We start from the raw sequence: 19,506 nt of genomic DNA, 5'->3' as shown, positions 1-19,506 counted from the left end.
AAATAGAGGAGTGAAATAGATGGCAAAGTTATATGGAGTTGGAGTAGGACCAGGAGATAAAGAGCTATTAACCTTAAAGGCGGTTAAAACTATAGAAATGTGTGAAGTAATTGTTTCACCAAGTGCTATGAAAGGTGGGAAAAGTATAGCTTTAGGCATTGCAGAGGACTTTATATCAGAGGATAAAGAAATTATGATAAAGCAATTTCCAATGGGTGGAGAAGACCAAGAAGAAAAAATCTATGAAGCCTTTAAAGCTATAGAAGAGAAGCTTAAGGAAGGAAAGAATGTAGCCTTCTTAACTTTAGGAGATCCTTTTGTTTATAGTACATATATATATTTACTAAAGTATATAGAAGAGCATGGCTTTGAAGTTGAAACAATTCCAGGGATAACTTCCTTCTGTGCTAGTGCTAGTCTTGCGCAAAAACCATTAGTTATAGGTGATGAACCATTACTTATTACCCCAGCTAGCAGAGTTTCGGATATAAAGGATGAAAAGTATGTAGTTATAATGAAGGTCTATAAAAGAGAAGAAGAAGTATTAGACGTTCTTGATGAAAAAGGCTTTAACTATGTATATATAAAAAAAGCTGGAAGAGAAGGGCAAGAGATTTTACATAAGAGAGAAGATATTTTAGATAATAAAGAATACATGTCACTTATAATAGCAAATAGAGATTAGGAGGAAGAAGAATGGTTTATTTTATAGGAGCAGGTCCAGGAGATGCAGAGTTAATCACAGTAAAGGGAAGAGATACACTGACAAAAGCAGATGTAGTTATATATGCAGGCTCTCTTGTAAGCAAGGAGCATATGAATTATTGTAAGGCTGGATGTGAAATACATAATTCAGCATCTATGACTTTAGAACAAGTTATAGAAGTTATGGATAAGGCTGAAAAAGAAAATAAAATGGTAGTAAGACTTCATACAGGTGATCCAGCTATCTATGGAGCTATCAAAGAACAAATGGATGAACTAGATAAATTAAATATTCAGTACAAGGTAATTCCAGGAGTTAGTTCATTTACAGCAGCAGCATCTGTAATAAAAAAGGAATTTACACTTCCATCAGTAACTCAAACTGTAATATTAACTAGAGTTGAGGGAAGAACTCCAGTACCAGAAACTGAAAGCTTAGAAAAACTTGCATCAATTGGTGCATCTATGGCTATATTCCTTTCTATTAGCATGATAGATAAGGTAGTTGCAAAGCTAAGAAAAGGTTATGGAAGGAATGTTAATATAGCTGTAATTGAAAGAGCTACTTGGGAAGATGAAAGAGCTATAATTGGAACTTTAGATGATATAGCAGAAAAGGTTAAAGAAGCAGGAATCACTAAATGTGCTCAAATATTAGTAGGGGACTTTATAAATTGCGATTATGATAAGAGTCTTCTATATGATAAATCCTTTACTCATATGTTTAGAGAAGGACAAAAATAATTCTTAGAATGTACAATTCTAGAAAGTAGGAGAGTTATGAAGTTAGCAGCGGTGTCTGTAACAAGACAAGGAGATAATATTGCAAAAAAACTAAGTGAAGCTTTAGAGCTTAAGCTTTACTCTAGTTATAATAACAAAAACTTCAAACTAAAATCTGTATGTGAAGAGCTTATGAATACTGTAGATGGAATAATTTTTATCTCATCTACAGGCATTGCAGTAAGAGGAATAGCACCTTTTCTAAAGGGAAAGGATAAGGACCCGGCAGTGGTAGTAGTAGACTGTGAAAGTAGATTCGCCATAAGTCTTGCAGGAGGACATCTTGGAGGAGCTAATGAACTTGCTTTAAAAGTGTCAGAAATTCTTAAGGCTACACCAGTTATAACTACAGCCACAGATACCATGGGAATAGATGCTCCAGATATGATTGCTAAGAATAATAACCTGATTATAGATGATATGAAAATAGCTAAAGATATAGCTGCCAAATTAGTTGATAAAGCTAAGGTTGGTTTTTTAGATGATGAAGGCCAAATAAAAATGCCAAAGGGATATGTAATTCCTGAAGGAGATATTAAGGGTATGGTTACAGTATCTAATAAAATAGATGTGGATAACTTGCCACCTGTTGAAGGCTTGATTCACCTTAAGCTCATAAGGCGAAACATCATATTAGGTATGGGATGTAGAAAAGATGTGGATAAGGACAAAGTTAAAAACTTTGTTGTGGATAATTTAAAGAAATATAATATAGATTTAAGAGCCATAAAAACTATTTCTACAGTGGAAGTTAAAAAGAATGAAGGAGCATTAATTGCTTTAAGTGAATTTTTAAACTGTCCCATGGAAATTCATTCTTTAAAAGAAATAGAAAGCATAGAACATAAATACAAGGGCAGTGATTTTGTTAAGAAATCTATAGGTGTGAGAGCGGTATGTGAGCCTTGTGTTGAATTAGCAGGGGGAGAGTTACTTACAGATAAAATTAGTTTTGAAGGTATAACCCTTTGTATTGGAAAATTAGTCTACTGATAATGGAGGAAAAATAATGGGAAAATTATATGTAGTAGGAATCGGTCCAGGAGGACTTGATTACATGACAATTAAAGCTGTAAAGGCTATAGAAGAAAGCGATATAGTAGTAGGATACACAAAGTATATAGAAATGATAAAGCCACTTTTAGATGGTAAGAAAGTTTATTCTACAGGAATGATGGGTGAAGAGGCAAGATGCCAGGAAGCTTTAAGATTAACTAGTGAAGGAACGGTAGCTGTAGTAAGTACAGGAGATGCTGGAATCTATGGTATGGCTGGGTTAATTCTTGAAATGAAAAAGGATGAAGAAGTAGAGGTAATCCCAGGGGTTACAGCATCATCTTCAGCAGGATCAATAGTTGGAGCTCCACTTATGCATGATAACTGCAACATAAGCTTAAGTGATTTAATGACTCCATATGAAGATATAAAGAAGAGAGTTAAGCTCGCAGCTGAAGGGGATTTTATAATATCTCTTTATAATCCAAAGAGTAAGGGAAGACCTCACTACTTAAGAGAAGCTATAGATATAATAAAGGAATATAGAAATGAAGATACACCAGTTGCTATTGTTAAGCATGCTTTAAGAGAAGGTCAAGAAGCTACAGTTTGCACTATAGGAACTTTTGATGATTCTATAGTAGATATGATGACTATGGTTATTATAGGAAACACTAAGAGTTATATAAAAGATGGATTATTTATAACTCCAAGAGGATATAAATTAGAAAACAAGTAGACATTAAGGGGGAGAATTACAATGATAGCTTTAATAGTAGGTACATCAGAGGGAAAGGTAATTCTTTCCCATCTAAATAAATATACAGATAACATTTTAGTATCCACAGCTACAACCTATGGTGGAGAGCTTTTAGTGGATTATAAATATAAAATATTAAATGATAAACCTTTAGTTTATGAAGAGTTAAAAGCATTATTTATGAAAAGTGGTGTAAGGGTAATTGTAGATGCATCTCATCCCTATGCAGTTCTAATAAGTGGAACAGCTATGAAGATAGCAAAGGATATGGGAATTGAGTATGTAAGGTATGAAAGACAAAGTACTTTAGATACGTTACCTAAAAATGATTTGATAATAGAGGTGCCGACCTATGAAGAATTAGGAGAAGCCCTAAAAGATATAGATGGATGTATTTTAAATACTACAGGAAGTAGAAATATAGATAAGATATTAGATTTAAAACTTGAAAATAGAATAGTTCATAGAGTTCTACCTTCTTTAAAAGTTATGGAGGAAGTATTTGCGTTAGGTGTTAGAGTAGAGGATTTGATATTCATAAAAGGACCTATAGGCTATGAACTAAATAAAGCCTTTATAAAAGAATATGATGGCAAGGCTTTAATAACAAAGGATAGTGGTCCACAAGGTGGAACTTATGAAAAAATAAAGGCTGCCATAGACATGGGAATTAAAGTTTTTGTAGTAGAAAGAAAGACCATGGATTACGGCATTGTCTTTAATGATGAAGAAAAATTAAGTCACTATATCTGTAGCAACCAAGAAAACTATTAGTAACATTTCAAAGTGTAATAAAAGACTCGGGTGACGGTGGGAGTAACTTTTATTATACAAAACAAAAAGTTATGTTATAGATTATATACTAATATATTTAAAGTGCACGTTAAGTATATTCTTTATAATCACATTATTTAGCTACAGTTAAGTATATAGGAATTTAAATATAAGCATTGCTAGCGTATTATATTTAAATTAAATCATTTTTACTAAATATAAGGGGGAAAAATTATGAATAAATCAAGTATTACTAAAAAATCATTTGTATTTATATGGGCATTAGCACTATTCTTTACAGTGCCTAAATTAGCTTATGGTATGCATATTGCAGAAGGGTTTTTACCAATGGCTTGGTGTGCGTTTTATTTTGTAGCATGCATTCCATTTGTAGCATTAGGAATTAGAGATATAAGAAAAAAAACTATGAGTAGCAAGGATTTAAAAATGCTTTTAGCATTGATTGGAGCTTTTGCTTTTGTATTATCAGCAATGAAACTACCATCTGTTACAGGAAGTTCATCACATCCAACAGGTACAGGTCTTGGAGCAATGATATTTGGACCATTTGCTATGTCTGTGGTTTCTATAGTAGTTCTTTTATTCCAAGCACTTTTCTTAGCTCATGGAGGATTAACAACTTTAGGAGCTAACGTTTTATCAATGGGTATTGCAGGACCAATAGTAGCCTTTGCAATTTATAAGGTATTTAAAAATAAAAATAAAAAATTAGCAATATTCCTTGGTGCAACTTTAGGGGACTTAGCAACATACCTAGTTACATCCATTCAACTTGGACTTGCATTCCCAGCTACTACAGGTGGATTTGCAGCGGCATTTATAAAGTTTGTATCAATATTTGCTATAACTCAAGTTCCACTTGCTGTAGTAGAAGGAATAATAACTGTTATGATATTTGACTTTATAGAAAAACATGCCTCTGAGGAGTTATTAGAAGTTGGAGGTGTAAGATAATATGAAAAAAAATATAGGATTAATTTTATTATGTATAGCAATTGTGGTAGGATCTTTATTCTTAGGTAGAAATGGTGAATTTAATGGTGCCGATGGAGAAATTGAAGTTAAAATCCAAGAATTAAATGGAGATTATGAACCTTGGGCAGCTCCTATGTGGGAGCCACCATCAGGAGAAATTGAAAGCTTCCTTTTCTGTTTACAAGCAGCAATTGGGGCTGGATTCATAGGATACTACATTGGTGTTAAAAAAGGAGCTTCAAAGAACAAAGGAGCTAAGACTAATGTAGGTGGAAAAGTGAAAGAATGTTAAGGACAGTACTTTCATATTCAAAGCTAAGTAAATTAGCAAATATTCATCCTATAGAGAAAATAATTTTATGTATATTACCAATAATAGCACTTAGTTTTAGTACTAGGTGCTATCCTTTGGTTATAAATATAATTTTTTTTCTTGTACTTCATATTGTTTATAAGAACCCTATGCATATAGTAAAACACTTTATAGAGGCAACTTTTTTATTTGCTTTAGTTTCTTCTATAACCTTTGTATTTGATTATGGATGGTATAGTACTTTAATACTTATATTAAAGGCGGTGTCTGGGGGGATATCCGTTAGTTTTTTAACTTTAACTACACCTACAGATCATGTATTTTATATATTCTCTAAGATAAGTTGGCTTAGAGATATTTGTGATATAGGAAAATCTATGGAGAGATTTTTAATACTTATAGATGATGAATTTCAAACATTACGAAAGAGTATGTTATGTAGAGGTGCCTTTGGTGGTTTTAAGAATAAAGTTAAGGATTCAGGAAGTCTTGCTGCTTTACTTTTTATTAATACTTTAAAACGTTGGAAAGAAATTAAGGATGGAATTAATAGTAGAGGCTATAGAGGAAATATTTATTATGGCTTTGAAGAGTTCCATTTGTCATATAAAAGAGTAGCTATAATAGTAGGATATATTACATTTCTTATTATTTTGGTGAGTATACCTAAGTGGTTTTAGAAGCTGGGTATACTTTTTATTTTTTTAGATAACTCTCTTAATTTAATATAGAATTTTGTAGTGTATATGGTTAAAGATATATACTATATAATACAGACTGTTAAAAATATAAATTAAAGTATAGAACTTAAAAGGACAAAAAATAGGGAAAATCCTCCTGAAGTAAATAGAAGGAAATTTCCTATATAAGATAAATATAAAAGATTAAGGATTTAATAATAATTGATAACTATTATCAATAAATTTATATTACTATAATATTTTACATATGTCAATATAATTGAAAATAATTTTCAATTAAAAGTTAATGTATTTAGTAAACATATTTGTTAATATATAATTAAGTGGAGACTTGTAATACATTTACATAAATAAATCTTGAAAAACATGTGGGATATGGATAATAAATTAATTAAAAAATGATTGGGGTAATTTAGAAAATGAGATATGTTAATTTAGAAGAATTGAAAGAGCTCCCAGGTTTTAATAACATAGATGAAAATACTTTAAGAAAGTTATCTAATATTACTAGAGTCACTAGGTATGAAAAGGGGAAGGTACTATTTAGAGATAAGGATATTGTAGATAATATCTATATAGTATTAAAGGGAAAAGTATCACTATATAAGTTCAATGAAAAGGGTCAAAAAAAGGTTATATTTATATTGGGGCTAGGTGATCTTATAAATGAAGTTATATTACAAAGTTCTACTGCATCTATAAATTGTGAAACCATAGAGGACTCTCAAATAATGTATTGTAACACTATGGAGCTTTTACAAGTCATGGAATCAGACTTTGAGTTTACAAAAATGGTACTGTCATCTTTATCTTTAAAAGTAAGAAGAATGTATAGACAATTTAAAAATACTACTGGAGTTTTAAATATGGGAAAGAGAGTTGCATCAAAGCTTTGGAAACTAGGTAGGGATTATGGGGTAGCTGATGACAATGGTATATTAATAGATATGGAGATTAGTATAACCTATCTAGCAGACTTATTTGGAGCACAAAGGGAGACCATATCAAGGGCATGTAAAGAACTTAGTGAATTGGGATTAATTGAATACAATAATAAAAAATTTATAATAAAAAATAAAGAAAAACTTTTAGAATATTTTAAAGCACCGTGATTTTTATCACGGTGCTTTAAATTTTATAAGCCTATAATGAAGCTATAATTATAAAAGAGGGAAGGGATTTATTATGGTTTGTGGAGATTTTAACAAAGTATGTGCAGCTGGTAAAACAAAGATGCAATTGTTAAATGAAAACCCTATAGGATATTTTATTTCTTCTATGTTGGCGGGATTATTTATAGGATTAGGTTCTATTCTTATCTTTACCATAGGAGGTCAACTGACATCAGCAGGTTCAGGTGCTGTAAAGATTGTTATGGGATTAGCTTTTGGTGGAGCATTGAGTCTAGTTATAATGGCAGGGGGGGAATTATTTACAGGAAATAACTTTGTACTAGCATCAGCATCCCTAAATAAGGATGTACCATGGGAAGGTACTATGAAGTTATGGTTAGTATGTTTTTTAGGAAATCTACTAGGTTCAATTATAGCAGGAGTAATGTTTAAATTATCAGGTTTAGCTACAGGTAGTGTCGGTGAATACATTGCAAAGGCATCAGAAATAAAAATGACAATACCACTTATACCATTATTTTTCCGTGGAGTATTTTGCAATATATTAGTGTGTTTAGCAGTTTGGTGTGGATTTAAATGCAAAGAAGAAGTAGCAAAATTAATTATGATATTTTGGTGCTTATTTATTTTTATTACAGTAGGATTTGAGCACAGTATCGCTAATATGACAGTATTAACAATAGGTTTATTATCACCTTTTGATGCTTATGTCACCATAGGTGGATATATATATAATATTTTAGTTGTAACACTTGGTAATATGGTTGGAGGTATTTTCTTCGTAGCTCTTCCATACTACATTATATCAAGAAAAAAAGTAAATTAGAGGTGAATTATGGGTTACAAATTATATTTAGAAAAATTCAATGAAATTTTAAAAGAGCTTTCATCAGAGTATATAATATATGCTCCTATATTAATTAAAGGTGGTGCAAACTTTTCCGATACAGACAGGGTTAGATATGGGCAAATATCAAAGGTTGAAGATATAGTATTTGATGAAAAATCTCATTTTTCCTTTAAGGAAGTGTTATTACCACAATCTGAAACTCTACTTTATTTTACTGAAGATGAAGTAAAGGAAGCAGCTCCTAAATCTAAAGGGTCAATAGTATTTTTAAGAAGTTGCGACTTACATGCTGTAAAAAGAATGGATGATATATACTTAAGAAATGGCTTTGAAGATTACTATTACAAAAGACTTAGAGAGAATACAAAATTCATATTGATGGGGTGTGAAAGAACCTTTGAAAATTGTTTCTGTGTAGATATGGGAACTAATAAATCAAATAATTATGATGGATACATTAGGGTAGAAAATCATGAAGTTTACTTTGATAGTAAATGTGAAACTTTTGACATTTTATTAGAGAAAAAAGAGGTTGATACTATAGAGGTAGAACCTAAATTTATTTCTGAAAACAATGTTACCGTTAACATTCCAGAAGAACTTAGTCTAGATGTTATGAAATCTACCATGTGGGAGGAATATAATCAAAGATGCATTGCTTGTGGTCGTTGTAATTTTGTCTGTCCTACATGTACTTGCTTCACTATGCAAGATATTTTCTATCAAGATAATAAAAATGTAGGAGAGCGTAGAAGAGTATGGTCTTCCTGTCAAGTGGATGGATTTACTGATATGGCTGGAGGACATAGTTTTAGACAAAATAAGGGTCAAAGAATGCGTTTTAAGGTGCTACACAAAGTATATGATTACAAGAAAAAATGTGGTTACCATATGTGTGTAGGCTGTGGTAGATGTGATGATATATGCCCGGAATACATTTCATTTAGTAACTGTATTAATAAATTGCAATCAGCATGTGATGAGGTGAAATAGATGAATAAGAATGAATATATACCTTTTATTTCAGAAATAAAGGAAGTAATAAAGCATACAGAAATTGAGTATACCTTTAGAATGAGCTATATTGGCGATGTGAAACCAGGACAGTTCTTTGAAGTATCAATACCTAAATATGGAGAAGCACCTATATCAGTAAGTGGTATTGGAGAAGGAACTGTTGATTTAACAATACGTAAGGTAGGAAAGGTTACTGATGAAATATTTAGTAACTATGTAGGTGACAAATTATTTTTAAGAGGACCCTATGGAAATGGTTTCGATATAGATAATTATAAAGATCATGAAGTTATAGTAGTAGCTGGAGGTACAGGACTTTCTCCAGTAAGGGGGATTGTGGATTATTTTGGTAATAATCCACAGGATGCTAAAAAGTTTTCTCTAATTTGTGGATTTAAATCTCCTGAAGATGTTTTATTTAAAGAAGATATTAAGAGATGGAATAACACCATGGAATTAATTCTTACTGTAGATAAGGCAGAGGAGAGCTATGGAGGAAATGTTGGAATGGTGACTAAGTACATTCCAGATATGAAGATAGATGATATTAATGATGTACAAGTAGTTGTAGTAGGACCACCAATTATGATGAAGTTTACTGTGGCTGAATTCTTAAAAAGAGGAATTCCAGAAAAAAATATTTGGATTTCTCAAGAGAGAAAAATGTGCTGTGGTATTGGAAAATGTGGACATTGCAAGATAGATGATACGTATATATGCCTAGATGGACCTGTGTTTAACTATACAAAGGGCAAAGAGTTAATAGATTAATTGGAGGTGAATTACATGGATATAAACACTAAAAACCTAAAAAAGAATGCATTTAGGGTTACAAAAAGAAGAGGATATACAGCATCAAGAATTCGTGTTCCAGGGGGAAAGATGGATGCTAAATATTTAGCCATGATTCAAGAGATTGCAGAAAAATACGGTGATGGAACTGTAAACATTACTATGAGGCAAGGCTTTGAAGTACCAGGTATTAGCTTTGAACATATGGATAAAGTAAATGAATTATTGCAACCAATCATTGAAGGATTAGAAATTAATCAAACAGATGAAGGAAAGGGTTACTCTGCAGCTGGAACTAGAAATATATCTGCCTGTGTAGGAAACAATATCTGTCCATATGCTAATTACAATACAACGGAATTTGCAAAGAAGATAGAAAAGGCCATCTTCCCCAATGATTTACACTTCAAAGTAGCTTTAACAGGATGTTCTAATGACTGTGGAAAAGTTAGACTAAATGATTTTGGAATAATAGGGATGACAGAACCTCAATATGATATGAATAAATGTGTATCCTGTGGAGCTTGTGTAAGAGCATGTACAAAGAAGTCCACTGGAGCATTAACTATGAATAACTATAAAATTCAACGTGATCATAAGAAGTGTATAGGGTGTGGAGAGTGTGTAATAGCATGTCCAACAGATGCATGGACTAGAAGCAGAGAAAAATATTACAAGCTTGTTCTTTTAGGTAGAACAGGAAAGAAAAATCCACGTTTAGCTAAGGATTTTATAGCTTGGGTAGACGAAGAAAGTATAATAAAAATAATCTGTAACACCTACAGCTATGTTAAGGAATATATAGATAAGGATGCACCAGGTGGTAAGGAGCATATAGGATATATTGTAGATAGAACAGGCTTCCCAGAATTTAAAAAGTGGGCCATGGAGGGAGTTAAGCTTTCTGATAAAACTGTTGTTCAAGAAACCATGTATTGGGATGGGATTAAGTATTAAAAATAATATATTTTAGTCACAATTGACTTTTTACCCTTGAATGTAAATATTTGTTGTAGTATAATCATATTTGTAAAATTTGAAAAAATAAATAAAACTAAATAATGAAATATAGGTTTGATTTTATCAATTAAAAGGGAAGTAGGTGTAAATCCTACACGGTCCCGCCGCTGTAAAGGTGGAGTTTTGTACTTATACCACTGGGAAACTGGGAAGGTGTACAAAAACCATGAAACCTGAGTCAGAAGACCTGCCTGTGTTTTAACACGTAAACTCTGCGGAGAATGGAGTGGTGTAACACAAGATATTTATATACATATGTATACATAAATACATTTTTAATATATTTTTTGTATTTATATATTTTTATGATGTATATGGTTGGTAAATATGATGTTATTTAAGTCCATTTAACTTAGAGTTAAATGGACTTTTTTTACGTTTAAATTTATTTGAAATAAGTAATAAATTAATATTTTTAAAAGGGGGCGAAAAATTGAGTTTTAACAAAAGAAAGTTTGATTTTCATGTTCTAACATATATTATTCTATTTTTATCATTAATAATAATAATTTTTTCTAATGATAATCCGGCAGTGGTTTTCTCTCTATATTTTTATATATTTTCATTATTCATATATAGCGGAAACACATATAAATTAAAAAAAGTTTTAGTCTATTTTATACCCTTTGCCATATTTATAATTCTTCTAAATATGATATTTGTTACACAAGGTAGTATGATTTTATTTAAAATTGGAAGTAAAAGATTTACCTTGGAGGCTTTAATATATGCATTAACAATGGCACTTAAGTTATTTGCAGTGGCCAGTCTCTTTATATCCTTTGAATTTATTATTGATTCAGATAGGGCAATTTCATATTTTTCAAGCAAGATGCCAAAATCAACTTTAACTCTGGTTATTGCTTTTAAGTTAGTTCCTGGTCTTAGAGATAGATTAAATAAACTTAAAGAAATTTATACAATTAGAGGAGTTGATTTTAATAAAAAGAGTTCAAGAGAAAAGACTAAAAGCTATGTTCCAGTATTGTCAATATTACTTGAAAATTCTATGGAAAGTTCTTTTGATATAGGGGAAGCAGCTTTTGTTAGAGGATTTTTAAGTAATGAAAGAAGTACCTATGACAGACAGAAGTTTAGAAAAAAAGATATTTCTATTATGGTTTTAAGCGGAGTTTTATTAATAGTATATATATTTGCTCAATATAAAGGAGCTGTTGATTTCAAAATATATGATGGGGTAAGTCTAGTAAATATATTTAACTATGGAACAACATCAATATTTGTGATTATTCTAGCTATTACATTATTAATTTTAAAATATAGTAGGGAGAAAGACTATGGAATATATAGAGATTGAAAATTTAAGTTATTCATACCCTCTAGAAGGAAAGAAATCTTTAAATAACATAAATTTAGGATTAGGTAGAGGAGAGGTTTTATTAGTAGTTGGGAAATCGGGTTCAGGGAAATCAACTTTAGCTAAATCAATTACTGGGGCTGTTCCTCATTTTTATGGGGGCACAATATCAGGAGGAATTATCATTGATGGAGTACCGTTAGAAGGGATGAACCATAGCGAAAGGGCAAAGACAGTTACAATGGTTTTTCAGGATCCAGAGAAACAATTAATGATGAATAAGGTTCATAGAGAGATTGCTTTTGGACTTGAAAATATAGGGGTAAGTGAATCAACTATTAAGAGACGTGTATGGGAGGTCATGGAGTTTATAGGAATAACTGACCTGGCAGAAAGAGATATAACAACTTTATCAGGTGGTCAAAAGCAAAAAGTTGCAATAGCCTCTGCAGTGGCATATTTGCCAAAATGTATTATTTTTGATGAACCTTCCTCTCAGCTTGATGTTTCTGCGGCAGAAAGCATTGTGAATCTAATTAGAAAAATAAATGAAGAATTAGGAATAACAATAATCATTATAGAGCAGCGAGTAAATAAATGGTTTGATATAGCTGATAAAATTGCCTTTATGAATGAGGGTAAAGTTAATTTTTATAATAGTAGGTATGATTTTTATAAAGAATCTAAAGAAGAAGTTATTAATTTTTTACCTGATTATTTGAAGCTTAGCAAAAACCTTTCATGGGGTAATATGCCTAATAATTTCAAAGAAACTAGATGTAGAATTGATGATAAATATTCTGATATTAGCATAGATTGTTTAGATTTTAAAATAGATAAAAATCATGTTAAGAAACAAGTTTGCGAATATGGTAGTAATGCAATAAAAACAGAGAAATTAAATTGTTACTTCAATTCAATTCATGCCATAAAAGATCTTTCATTAAATATTGAAAATGGAGATTTCATAGGTATTATGGGAGCAAATGGGGCTGGTAAGAGTACACTTTTAAATTCTCTTATTGGGCTTAAAGAGTATAAGGGTAGTATTAAGGTATTTGGTAATGAAGTGAAAAAACTAACTGTTAATAAGATGGCAAGTATCATTGGATATGTATCACAGAATCCGAATGATTACATATCAAAATCAACGGTGTATGAAGAACTAAAGTTTACAATGGATAATTATAATTCCTTTGATAAGGAAGAATTAGAAAAGGTTTTAAAAGATTTAGATATTTATGAACTTAAGGATAAAAATCCAAGGGATTTAAGTGGAGGTCAAAAACAGAGGGTAGCCATAGGTTCTATATTAGTGATGAAGCCTAAAATACTTCTCATTGATGAGCCAACAAGAGGCCTTGACCTTGAAGTTAAAAATAAATTAGGTAGGGTTCTTAAAAATTTAAATAATAATGGAACTACAATAGTTATGGTCACCCATGATGTGGATTTTGCCTGTGATTTTTGCAAAAGTTTTGCTCTTATGTTTAATGGAGAAATAGTATCAAAGGGAAGTAGAGATGAGGTACTAAGCCATGGAATTTACTATACAACTTCCATAAATAAACTTTTTAAGAATGTAAATGAGAAGATTTTTACACTTGATGAAGGAAAAAAATATTTACTAAAAGAGGGACAAGCAAATGAAAAAAATTAGTTTAATAATAACCTCCCTTATTATTTTAGTTCTTATGATACTTACACTGCAAAAGGATATCCAAAATAGTTTTGCCCTACTTTCTACATTGGGGGTTTTGGGAATACTGTTTTTAAGTTATTTTTACTTTGAGAAAAGTATGCTGGGTACAAAGGAGATTGCAGTAATTGCAACTTTAAGTGCATTTACTGCACTATCGAGAATTGCCTTTGCTCCTATACCAAATGTGAAGCCTGTAACATTCCTTGTGGCATTATCAGGTTTTGTATTTGGGCCCTATGAAGGATTTCTTATTGGGAGTACATCAGCATTTTTATCTAATATATTTTTTGGTCAGGGACCATGGACACCGTGGCAGATGTTTTCCTGGGGACTTGTGGGAATTATATCTGGTATTTGGGGTAGAAAGGGAAAAAGAGTAAGGGCTCTAAAATTTTCAATTATATGTTTTATCTATGGATTTATATTTGATTGGATCATGAATTTTTGGTATGTTTTGGGTTTTGTAAAACCAATTACAATACAAAGTGTTATCATGGCTTATCTGTCAGGATTAACATTTGATATTTTACATGGAGGAGGTAGCTTTATTTTTTCAATTATATTCTATGATAGCTTTATTGATGTACTTTTAAGATACAAAAGAAGGCTTGATATAACTTATATAAAAAATTAATGGAGGGGATTTTATGAAGAAGACATTTAAAAAGAATCTATTATGTTTATTAGTTGCATTACTAATTGGATTTACTCAGTTTTCTACAATTTTTACACAAAAAGTTGAAGCTGCTGATAAATCTGTAAAGGTGAAGGTTAGGATTGAAGCTAGTGACCATACTATCGTTCCAGAAACAGAAGTGGATGTAACAAATTTTGAGTTAGAACCTTATAACTGTAATGAAGTTAGCGGTGAGCCTAAGGCAATACATGCTATAATCAAAGCTTTAGAAGCCAATGGTCTTAATCCAAAAGATCAAAGCAAATTTAACTTTGGACGTGGAAGCTATATATCCAATATTGATGGAGTATCTCAGGGATCATTTGGGTCATTTGATGGTTGGGGATATTATGTTAATGATAATTATACAGATAAGTTAGTTGGTGGTCATGATTTAGTAGATGGGGACAGTATAGTACTATTCCACATGGAAAATTATGTGTACGCACGTTATGGTTACTTTAATAAGAAAGCAGTTAACGCAAAAACTGGGGAAGATATTTCACTAGATTTAACTGGTAAATATTTTTTCCCGGGTGGAATACCAAATGATGTGGCTTTAGTAGATAAGGCAAAAATAATTATTAATGATAAAGAAACCCAATATATTACTGATGAAAATGGACAAGTAAAACTAAACTTCGATAAACCAGGAACCTACATTGTTACTGCAGATAAAAGGGTAAAGGATTGTGATCCCTTTGACTACAGTAAAACTGGCAGGCCCTTTAAAGATAAAGTTCTTGACAATAGAATGCTAGCAAGACCATACTGTAAAATTGTTGTTGAACAAAAGGATAAAGTTGCTCCACAAATAACAACAAATATAAGTAAAACAACAGTGACAAAAAGTGAGTTTACATTTATAGTATCTGCCATTGATGATGTTGATGGTAAGGTTAATAGTGAAGTTAAATTAGGGGAAAATGTTATTGAACCTAATGAAGATGGACAATATGTTGTTAATCTTTCTAAGGGCGAAAATAGAATATCTGTTAAAGCAGTAGATAAGGCTGGAAATGAAGGAAAGAAGACTATAGTAGTTAACTATAAAGAATTATCATCTATTGATTCATATGATGTTAAGAGTGAATTAGAAAAAACTAAAAACTATATGATTGCTAATAATGGTGATGAGTGGGCAGCTTTAAGTTTAAGTAAATTTGGAATCAAAGGTAATAAAGAAAGCTTTAACAATATAGTTAAGCAATTTAAGAGTGGAGTAGAGGAAGATGGGTTATCTGAGTATTTTTATAAAGATACAGATCTTGAAAAAATGATAATGTATGTTACTAGCCAAGGTTATAATCCTTATAATTTCTTAGGTCATGACTTGGTTAAGGAGTTATTTAACAGAGATGTAAAAGAATTTAATAGATATGCACAGATATTTGGACTGATGGTTTACGATTACTGTAATGTAAGTGGAGAATATAAAATTACAAAAGATATACTAGCTAAGGAGTTAGCTAATAGTAAAGTAGTTTATGATGTAGATGGAGATGAATATTGTGGATGGAATATATGGGGTTCTGATGTAGATGTTGATACAACTGCTGCTGCAATAAATGCGTTATCAAGCTATTATGATAATAATAAAGAAATTAAAGATACTATTGATAAAGCAGTTAAAACATTAGCATTAATGCAAAAAGAAAATGGATGTTATGAAGCTTGGGGAAGTGAAGCTAGTGAAAGTATTAGTTTTACAATTTTAGGACTTACATCAATAGGTGTTGACCCAGCTGGTGAGTTATTCACTAAATCAAATGGAGAAGACCTAAATAATTTAGTTTCTGCCCTGCTTACATTTAAGGGCACTGATGGTCAATTTAAGCATACAACAGATACTAATAATAATTACATGTCAAGTGAGCAGGCATTAAGAGCTTTAATTGCCTTAGAGCAATTTAGAGGAAATGGTAAATACAATTATTATAAGAGTAATATTGATGCAAAATTATTACCTGTATATGTTGAAGGTAATAATACTCCTGTAGTTAATGTTCCAGAAGATACAGATGATATCAAAATACCTATAGGTATAATTAAGAGTCCAGAGTCAAATGAAGTAGTAGTAAATTGGAATGATACATCTTTGAATATACCATCTAAGATTTTTGATTCATATACAGGAATTTTAGAAGATTATCAGGTTATCTTAAAAAGAGAAGTTTTAGATAAAAATTCTAATATATTAAATATAGAAAATGGAACTAAGATCATAGGTAAGGTTTTTGATTATACTATGTCAGTAAAAGATAATAAAGGAAAGATAACTGAAATAAAAGATTTTGGTAGCAATAAAGTAAAGGTCGTAATAAAATTATCAAAAGATGATATAAAGGGAATAGATGTTTCAAAATTAGCAGCATATTATTACAATGGTACTAAGTGGGAAAAAATAGATGGTGGTAAATTTGATAATAATAATTTAACATTTACCTTTGAAACTACACATTTTAGTATTTATAGCTTGATGGTTAAAGATGATGAATCTAAGGATAATAGTGATAAAACAGATGAGGAATCAAATAATAAAACAGATAATGAAATAAATAATGATACAAATAATGATACAAATAATAAAACAAATAATGATACAAATAACAAAACAAACAATGGTGGTAAGAGTGAGTCCAATACCGTTAATGGTAATAAAGCAGACGATCTTCCTAAAACAGGAAAACCTATGAATTTGAATTTATTAGTAGTTGGATCATTGATTTGTATAGTATCAGGGATTGTTTTAATAAAAAGAAAAAGAATTAGTAATAACTAAAATAGTAAATACATAAGGAAGCTGTAGGCTTCCTTGTGTATTTATTAGAATTTAGAGAGAAGGTGCTATGTTGAAGGGGAAAAATAAGATATTACTTATAATTTCCGCTCTTATTATTTTTGCGGGAATGTTTGTTTTTGCACAAAAACTTCAAAAGTCATTCAATAATACAATTGCTGAAAAAGCTACAATCACAGCTGAGCAAGAAAATAAAGAAGACAGCAAAAATGATAAAATTAATAAGGAAGTAAGTGATAAGGAAACTAGTACGGATAAGACTGATAATAAAGAAGATAGTAAGGTTAATGAAAGCAATAAAGAGACTGATGATAAAGAAAATGTTGTAGTTAATGATTTATCTAAAGTTAAAGATAATTCTGATTCTAACACTGAAAAGAAATCTAATGCTAATAGCTATAATTCGAAAAATTCATCTACTGAAAAGAAAAAAACTGCAAGTAAAAAGGAAGAATCATCAAATTCATCCAATAGTTCTAAAGCAACTGTAGAACCTAAAAAGGAGGAGCCAACTCCAGCGGTAAAAGATGAAACTCCAAACTTTATAGTAATTGATACAATAAGTAATAAAACACTAGCTTCTAAATATGTAGATTATGATAATATTACTGTTGCTCAATTAACATTCAAGGTTTTAGATGAGTTAGGGATAAAATATAGAACTACAGGCTTTAACGATACAACATACTTTGCATCTATTGCAGGGCTTAGAGAGAAAGCTGCTGGTCCTTTAAGTGGATGGTGCTACTATGTAAAGAAAAGTGGGAGTAATGGATTTGTTAAACCTAATGTGGGAACCGGAAGTTGGATTTATAATAAAGGTGATACTGTGATATGGAAATATTGGGAGGATGGAGTTAATAATTAATTTTTATCAATGCCAACATTAGTTAAATATATAAAATAAGAAAGTACCTATTATCACTGAAGGTACTTTCTTATTTTTTAATTACTCCAAGGAATTCTTTCTTTTTTTCATGAATTTATAAGCTATGAATCCAAAACAAATTACTAGAATAGCTATAGCTACAATAGAATAATCTTTCAAAATCCTTTGAATTAGGTCAGTATTTTCACCTAAAAAATATCCTAAAGATATAAGAATTATGTTCCAAATAGTTATACCCCCAAGGGAGTATAATATAAATTGAGAATAACTCATTTTTACAGCCCCTACAGCTAGTGATATGTAAGTTCTAGTTAAAGGGAATAATCTACTTAGAAACACAGCAGGTTTTCCATACTTATCAAGAAATAAATCTAACTTATTGAAACTCTTTTTTGCACCAGATGATTTACTACAAAGCCAATTTATTATAGGAGAACCTCCAAAGTATCCAATGGTATAGCAAAGAGTTGAACCAATTAATCCTGCTCCAGTACTAAGAAGAATAACTCCAATAAAGCTAAAGTTACCATAAGAAGCTAAAAGACCTATAAAAGGTAACAGTACTTCACTAGGCAATGGAAAACAGGAATATTCTAAAAATACCGCTAAGAATACACCAGGATATCCAAATCCTTGTATAGTAGTTATTATTGTATTTAAAAAATCATTTACAAAATTCATATAAGCACCTCAAATTTATATTTTAAGATATATTTAAACAAGTGTATTATAAACTTAAAGTGTATAAACTTAAAGTTTAATTAAGTTAAGTTTATGTTAAATACAATATATTGTAATATATTATTAAAGGCTTAAGGATATAACTTTTATGTATAGATTACTTATACTTTTATATTGAAGGAAATTAATAAGAATAATAAGTGTATTGTATAAGATACTAAATGAAAATCAAGGAAAATCCTTGATTTACATAGGTAAAAGTAGTATAATAATATTGTTGTAGTTGATACACTATATTATATTAAAAAACAATATATAGCATTAGCTTACATAAGCTGATTAATAAAGAGAAAATTTAATATAAAAATAATAGAGGTACAAAGTTTAATACTTTGTTTAAAAGGGAAGTAAGTGAAAATCTTATACGGTCCCGCCGCTGTAATGGGGAGAAGCTTCTTAAAGCGCCACTGACGAATGTTGGGAAGGCTGAAGCAACTGTGAACCAAAGTCAGAAGACCTGCCTATATTAATACACTAGATACTCTACGGTAGATGGAGGGGTGTTATAAAAGAATGGATATATTAAAGCATAGCATATAC

The 19,506-nt window shown here is 30.7% G+C and carries 19 protein-coding genes and 2 riboswitches; of the genes, 18 read left to right on the top strand and 1 reads right to left on the bottom strand.

Going from position 1 to position 19,506, the window contains the following annotated elements; all coding sequences use genetic code 11:
* Positions 1-19: 19 nt before the first annotated feature.
* The 18 genes from B2S02_RS09345 to B2S02_RS09260 all read left to right on the top strand — a co-directional run bounded on the left by B2S02_RS09345 (position 20) and on the right by B2S02_RS09260 (position 18,204).
* Positions 20-685: a cobalt-factor II C(20)-methyltransferase gene (locus B2S02_RS09345; protein WP_346847034.1), complete on the top strand. Its 666-nt coding sequence runs from the start codon at positions 20-22 to the stop codon at positions 683-685.
* Between the two features lie 11 nt (positions 686-696).
* Positions 697-1,449 (top strand): precorrin-4 C(11)-methyltransferase, encoded by a 753-nt coding sequence (gene cobM, locus B2S02_RS09340; RefSeq protein WP_346893651.1) that lies wholly within the window; start codon positions 697-699, stop codon positions 1,447-1,449.
* Positions 1,450-1,485: 36 nt separating this feature from the next.
* Positions 1,486-2,481: a cobalt-precorrin 5A hydrolase gene (gene cbiG, locus B2S02_RS09335; RefSeq protein ID WP_346893653.1), complete on the top strand. Its 996-nt coding sequence runs from the start codon at positions 1,486-1,488 to the stop codon at positions 2,479-2,481.
* A gap of 16 nt (positions 2,482-2,497) precedes the next feature.
* Positions 2,498-3,223 carry a precorrin-3B C(17)-methyltransferase gene (gene cobJ / locus B2S02_RS09330; protein WP_035129681.1) on the top strand — a complete coding sequence of 242 codons (726 nt, stop codon included), beginning with the start codon at positions 2,498-2,500 and terminating at the stop codon, positions 3,221-3,223.
* A gap of 21 nt (positions 3,224-3,244) precedes the next feature.
* Positions 3,245-4,018, top strand: coding sequence for a cobalt-precorrin-6A reductase (locus B2S02_RS09325; protein ID WP_346847037.1), 774 nt, complete (start codon positions 3,245-3,247; stop codon positions 4,016-4,018).
* A gap of 234 nt (positions 4,019-4,252) precedes the next feature.
* A complete protein-coding gene (locus B2S02_RS09320; RefSeq protein WP_346879760.1) occupies positions 4,253-4,993 on the top strand; it encodes an energy-coupling factor ABC transporter permease in 741 nt (246 codons plus the stop codon).
* Position 4,994: 1 nt separating this feature from the next.
* Positions 4,995-5,306: an energy-coupling factor ABC transporter substrate-binding protein gene (locus B2S02_RS09315; protein WP_051823852.1), complete on the top strand. Its 312-nt coding sequence runs from the start codon at positions 4,995-4,997 to the stop codon at positions 5,304-5,306.
* Positions 5,300-6,007, top strand: a complete 708-nt coding sequence (locus B2S02_RS09310; protein ID WP_346878052.1) for a CbiQ family ECF transporter T component — start codon at positions 5,300-5,302, stop codon at positions 6,005-6,007. The genes B2S02_RS09315 and B2S02_RS09310 overlap by 7 nt, the downstream gene beginning before the upstream one ends.
* Before the next feature lie 440 nt (positions 6,008-6,447).
* Positions 6,448-7,140 carry a Crp/Fnr family transcriptional regulator gene (locus B2S02_RS09305; RefSeq protein WP_035129674.1) on the top strand — a complete coding sequence of 231 codons (693 nt, stop codon included), beginning with the start codon at positions 6,448-6,450 and terminating at the stop codon, positions 7,138-7,140.
* 73 nt (positions 7,141-7,213) lie between these two features.
* The gene (locus tag B2S02_RS09300) at positions 7,214-7,987 is read left to right on the top strand and encodes a formate/nitrite transporter family protein (protein WP_346893657.1); all 774 of its coding nucleotides are present in this window, start codon (positions 7,214-7,216) and stop codon (positions 7,985-7,987) included.
* Between the two features lie 9 nt (positions 7,988-7,996).
* Positions 7,997-9,004, top strand: coding sequence for an anaerobic sulfite reductase subunit AsrA (asrA, locus tag B2S02_RS09295; RefSeq protein WP_346920613.1), 1,008 nt, complete (start codon positions 7,997-7,999; stop codon positions 9,002-9,004).
* Positions 9,005-9,799: an anaerobic sulfite reductase subunit AsrB gene (asrB, locus tag B2S02_RS09290; RefSeq protein ID WP_150844103.1), complete on the top strand. Its 795-nt coding sequence runs from the start codon at positions 9,005-9,007 to the stop codon at positions 9,797-9,799.
* Between the two features lie 15 nt (positions 9,800-9,814).
* Positions 9,815-10,777 carry a sulfite reductase subunit C gene (gene asrC, locus B2S02_RS09285; RefSeq protein WP_346847044.1) on the top strand — a complete coding sequence of 321 codons (963 nt, stop codon included), beginning with the start codon at positions 9,815-9,817 and terminating at the stop codon, positions 10,775-10,777.
* 96 nt (positions 10,778-10,873) lie between these two features.
* Positions 10,874-11,049, top strand: a riboswitch (cobalamin riboswitch).
* Between the two features lie 224 nt (positions 11,050-11,273).
* Entirely contained in the window at positions 11,274-12,158 is an 885-nt protein-coding gene (locus B2S02_RS09280; protein WP_346878056.1) for an energy-coupling factor transporter transmembrane component T, read from the top strand.
* Positions 12,139-13,818 (top strand): energy-coupling factor transporter ATPase, encoded by a 1,680-nt coding sequence (locus B2S02_RS09275; RefSeq protein ID WP_346847046.1) that lies wholly within the window; start codon positions 12,139-12,141, stop codon positions 13,816-13,818. Before B2S02_RS09280 ends, B2S02_RS09275 begins: the two co-directional genes overlap by 20 nt.
* On the top strand, positions 13,805-14,494 hold the full coding sequence (locus tag B2S02_RS09270; RefSeq protein ID WP_346920612.1) for an ECF transporter S component: 690 nt from the start codon (positions 13,805-13,807) through the stop codon (positions 14,492-14,494). Before B2S02_RS09275 ends, B2S02_RS09270 begins: the two co-directional genes overlap by 14 nt.
* Before the next feature lie 13 nt (positions 14,495-14,507).
* Entirely contained in the window at positions 14,508-17,318 is a 2,811-nt protein-coding gene (locus B2S02_RS09265) for a DUF4430 domain-containing protein (protein WP_346920611.1), read from the top strand.
* Positions 17,319-17,385: 67 nt separating this feature from the next.
* Positions 17,386-18,204 carry a DUF4430 domain-containing protein gene (locus B2S02_RS09260; protein ID WP_346847049.1) on the top strand — a complete coding sequence of 273 codons (819 nt, stop codon included), beginning with the start codon at positions 17,386-17,388 and terminating at the stop codon, positions 18,202-18,204.
* 81 nt (positions 18,205-18,285) lie between these two features.
* Here the strand turns inward: B2S02_RS09260 and B2S02_RS09255 are convergent, their stop codons facing one another.
* Entirely contained in the window at positions 18,286-18,906 is a 621-nt protein-coding gene (locus tag B2S02_RS09255) for a DedA family protein (RefSeq protein WP_346847050.1), read from the bottom strand.
* 356 nt (positions 18,907-19,262) lie between these two features.
* Positions 19,263-19,445: riboswitch (cobalamin riboswitch) on the top strand.
* The last annotated feature ends 61 nt before the right edge of the window (positions 19,446-19,506 follow it).

Source organism: Clostridium sp. UBA7339, from assembly GCF_002470865.1.
Lineage (GTDB): Bacteria > Bacillota > Clostridia > Clostridiales > Clostridiaceae > Clostridium_J > Clostridium_J sulfidigenes.
This window is presented reverse-complemented; position numbering and strand designations above follow the sequence as displayed.

Coding starts and splice junctions, on each gene's coding strand:
- cbiG (WP_346893653.1), top strand. CDS start 1,486: ATGAAGTTAGCAGCGGTGTCTGTAACAAGACAAGGAGATAATATTGCA.
- asrB (WP_150844103.1), top strand. CDS start 9,005: ATGAATAAGAATGAATATATACCTTTTATTTCAGAAATAAAGGAAGTA.
- B2S02_RS09310 (WP_346878052.1), top strand. CDS start 5,300: ATGTTAAGGACAGTACTTTCATATTCAAAGCTAAGTAAATTAGCAAAT.
- B2S02_RS09320 (WP_346879760.1), top strand. CDS start 4,253: ATGAATAAATCAAGTATTACTAAAAAATCATTTGTATTTATATGGGCA.
- B2S02_RS09275 (WP_346847046.1), top strand. CDS start 12,139: ATGGAATATATAGAGATTGAAAATTTAAGTTATTCATACCCTCTAGAA.
- B2S02_RS09345 (WP_346847034.1), top strand. CDS start 20: ATGGCAAAGTTATATGGAGTTGGAGTAGGACCAGGAGATAAAGAGCTA.
- B2S02_RS09325 (WP_346847037.1), top strand. CDS start 3,245: ATGATAGCTTTAATAGTAGGTACATCAGAGGGAAAGGTAATTCTTTCC.
- B2S02_RS09265 (WP_346920611.1), top strand. CDS start 14,508: ATGAAGAAGACATTTAAAAAGAATCTATTATGTTTATTAGTTGCATTA.
- asrA (WP_346920613.1), top strand. CDS start 7,997: ATGGGTTACAAATTATATTTAGAAAAATTCAATGAAATTTTAAAAGAG.
- cobM (WP_346893651.1), top strand. CDS start 697: ATGGTTTATTTTATAGGAGCAGGTCCAGGAGATGCAGAGTTAATCACA.
- B2S02_RS09300 (WP_346893657.1), top strand. CDS start 7,214: ATGGTTTGTGGAGATTTTAACAAAGTATGTGCAGCTGGTAAAACAAAG.
- B2S02_RS09255 (WP_346847050.1), bottom strand. CDS start 18,906: ATGAATTTTGTAAATGATTTTTTAAATACAATAATAACTACTATACAA.
- cobJ (WP_035129681.1), top strand. CDS start 2,498: ATGGGAAAATTATATGTAGTAGGAATCGGTCCAGGAGGACTTGATTAC.
- B2S02_RS09270 (WP_346920612.1), top strand. CDS start 13,805: ATGAAAAAAATTAGTTTAATAATAACCTCCCTTATTATTTTAGTTCTT.
- B2S02_RS09305 (WP_035129674.1), top strand. CDS start 6,448: ATGAGATATGTTAATTTAGAAGAATTGAAAGAGCTCCCAGGTTTTAAT.
- asrC (WP_346847044.1), top strand. CDS start 9,815: ATGGATATAAACACTAAAAACCTAAAAAAGAATGCATTTAGGGTTACA.
- B2S02_RS09260 (WP_346847049.1), top strand. CDS start 17,386: ATGTTGAAGGGGAAAAATAAGATATTACTTATAATTTCCGCTCTTATT.
- B2S02_RS09315 (WP_051823852.1), top strand. CDS start 4,995: ATGAAAAAAAATATAGGATTAATTTTATTATGTATAGCAATTGTGGTA.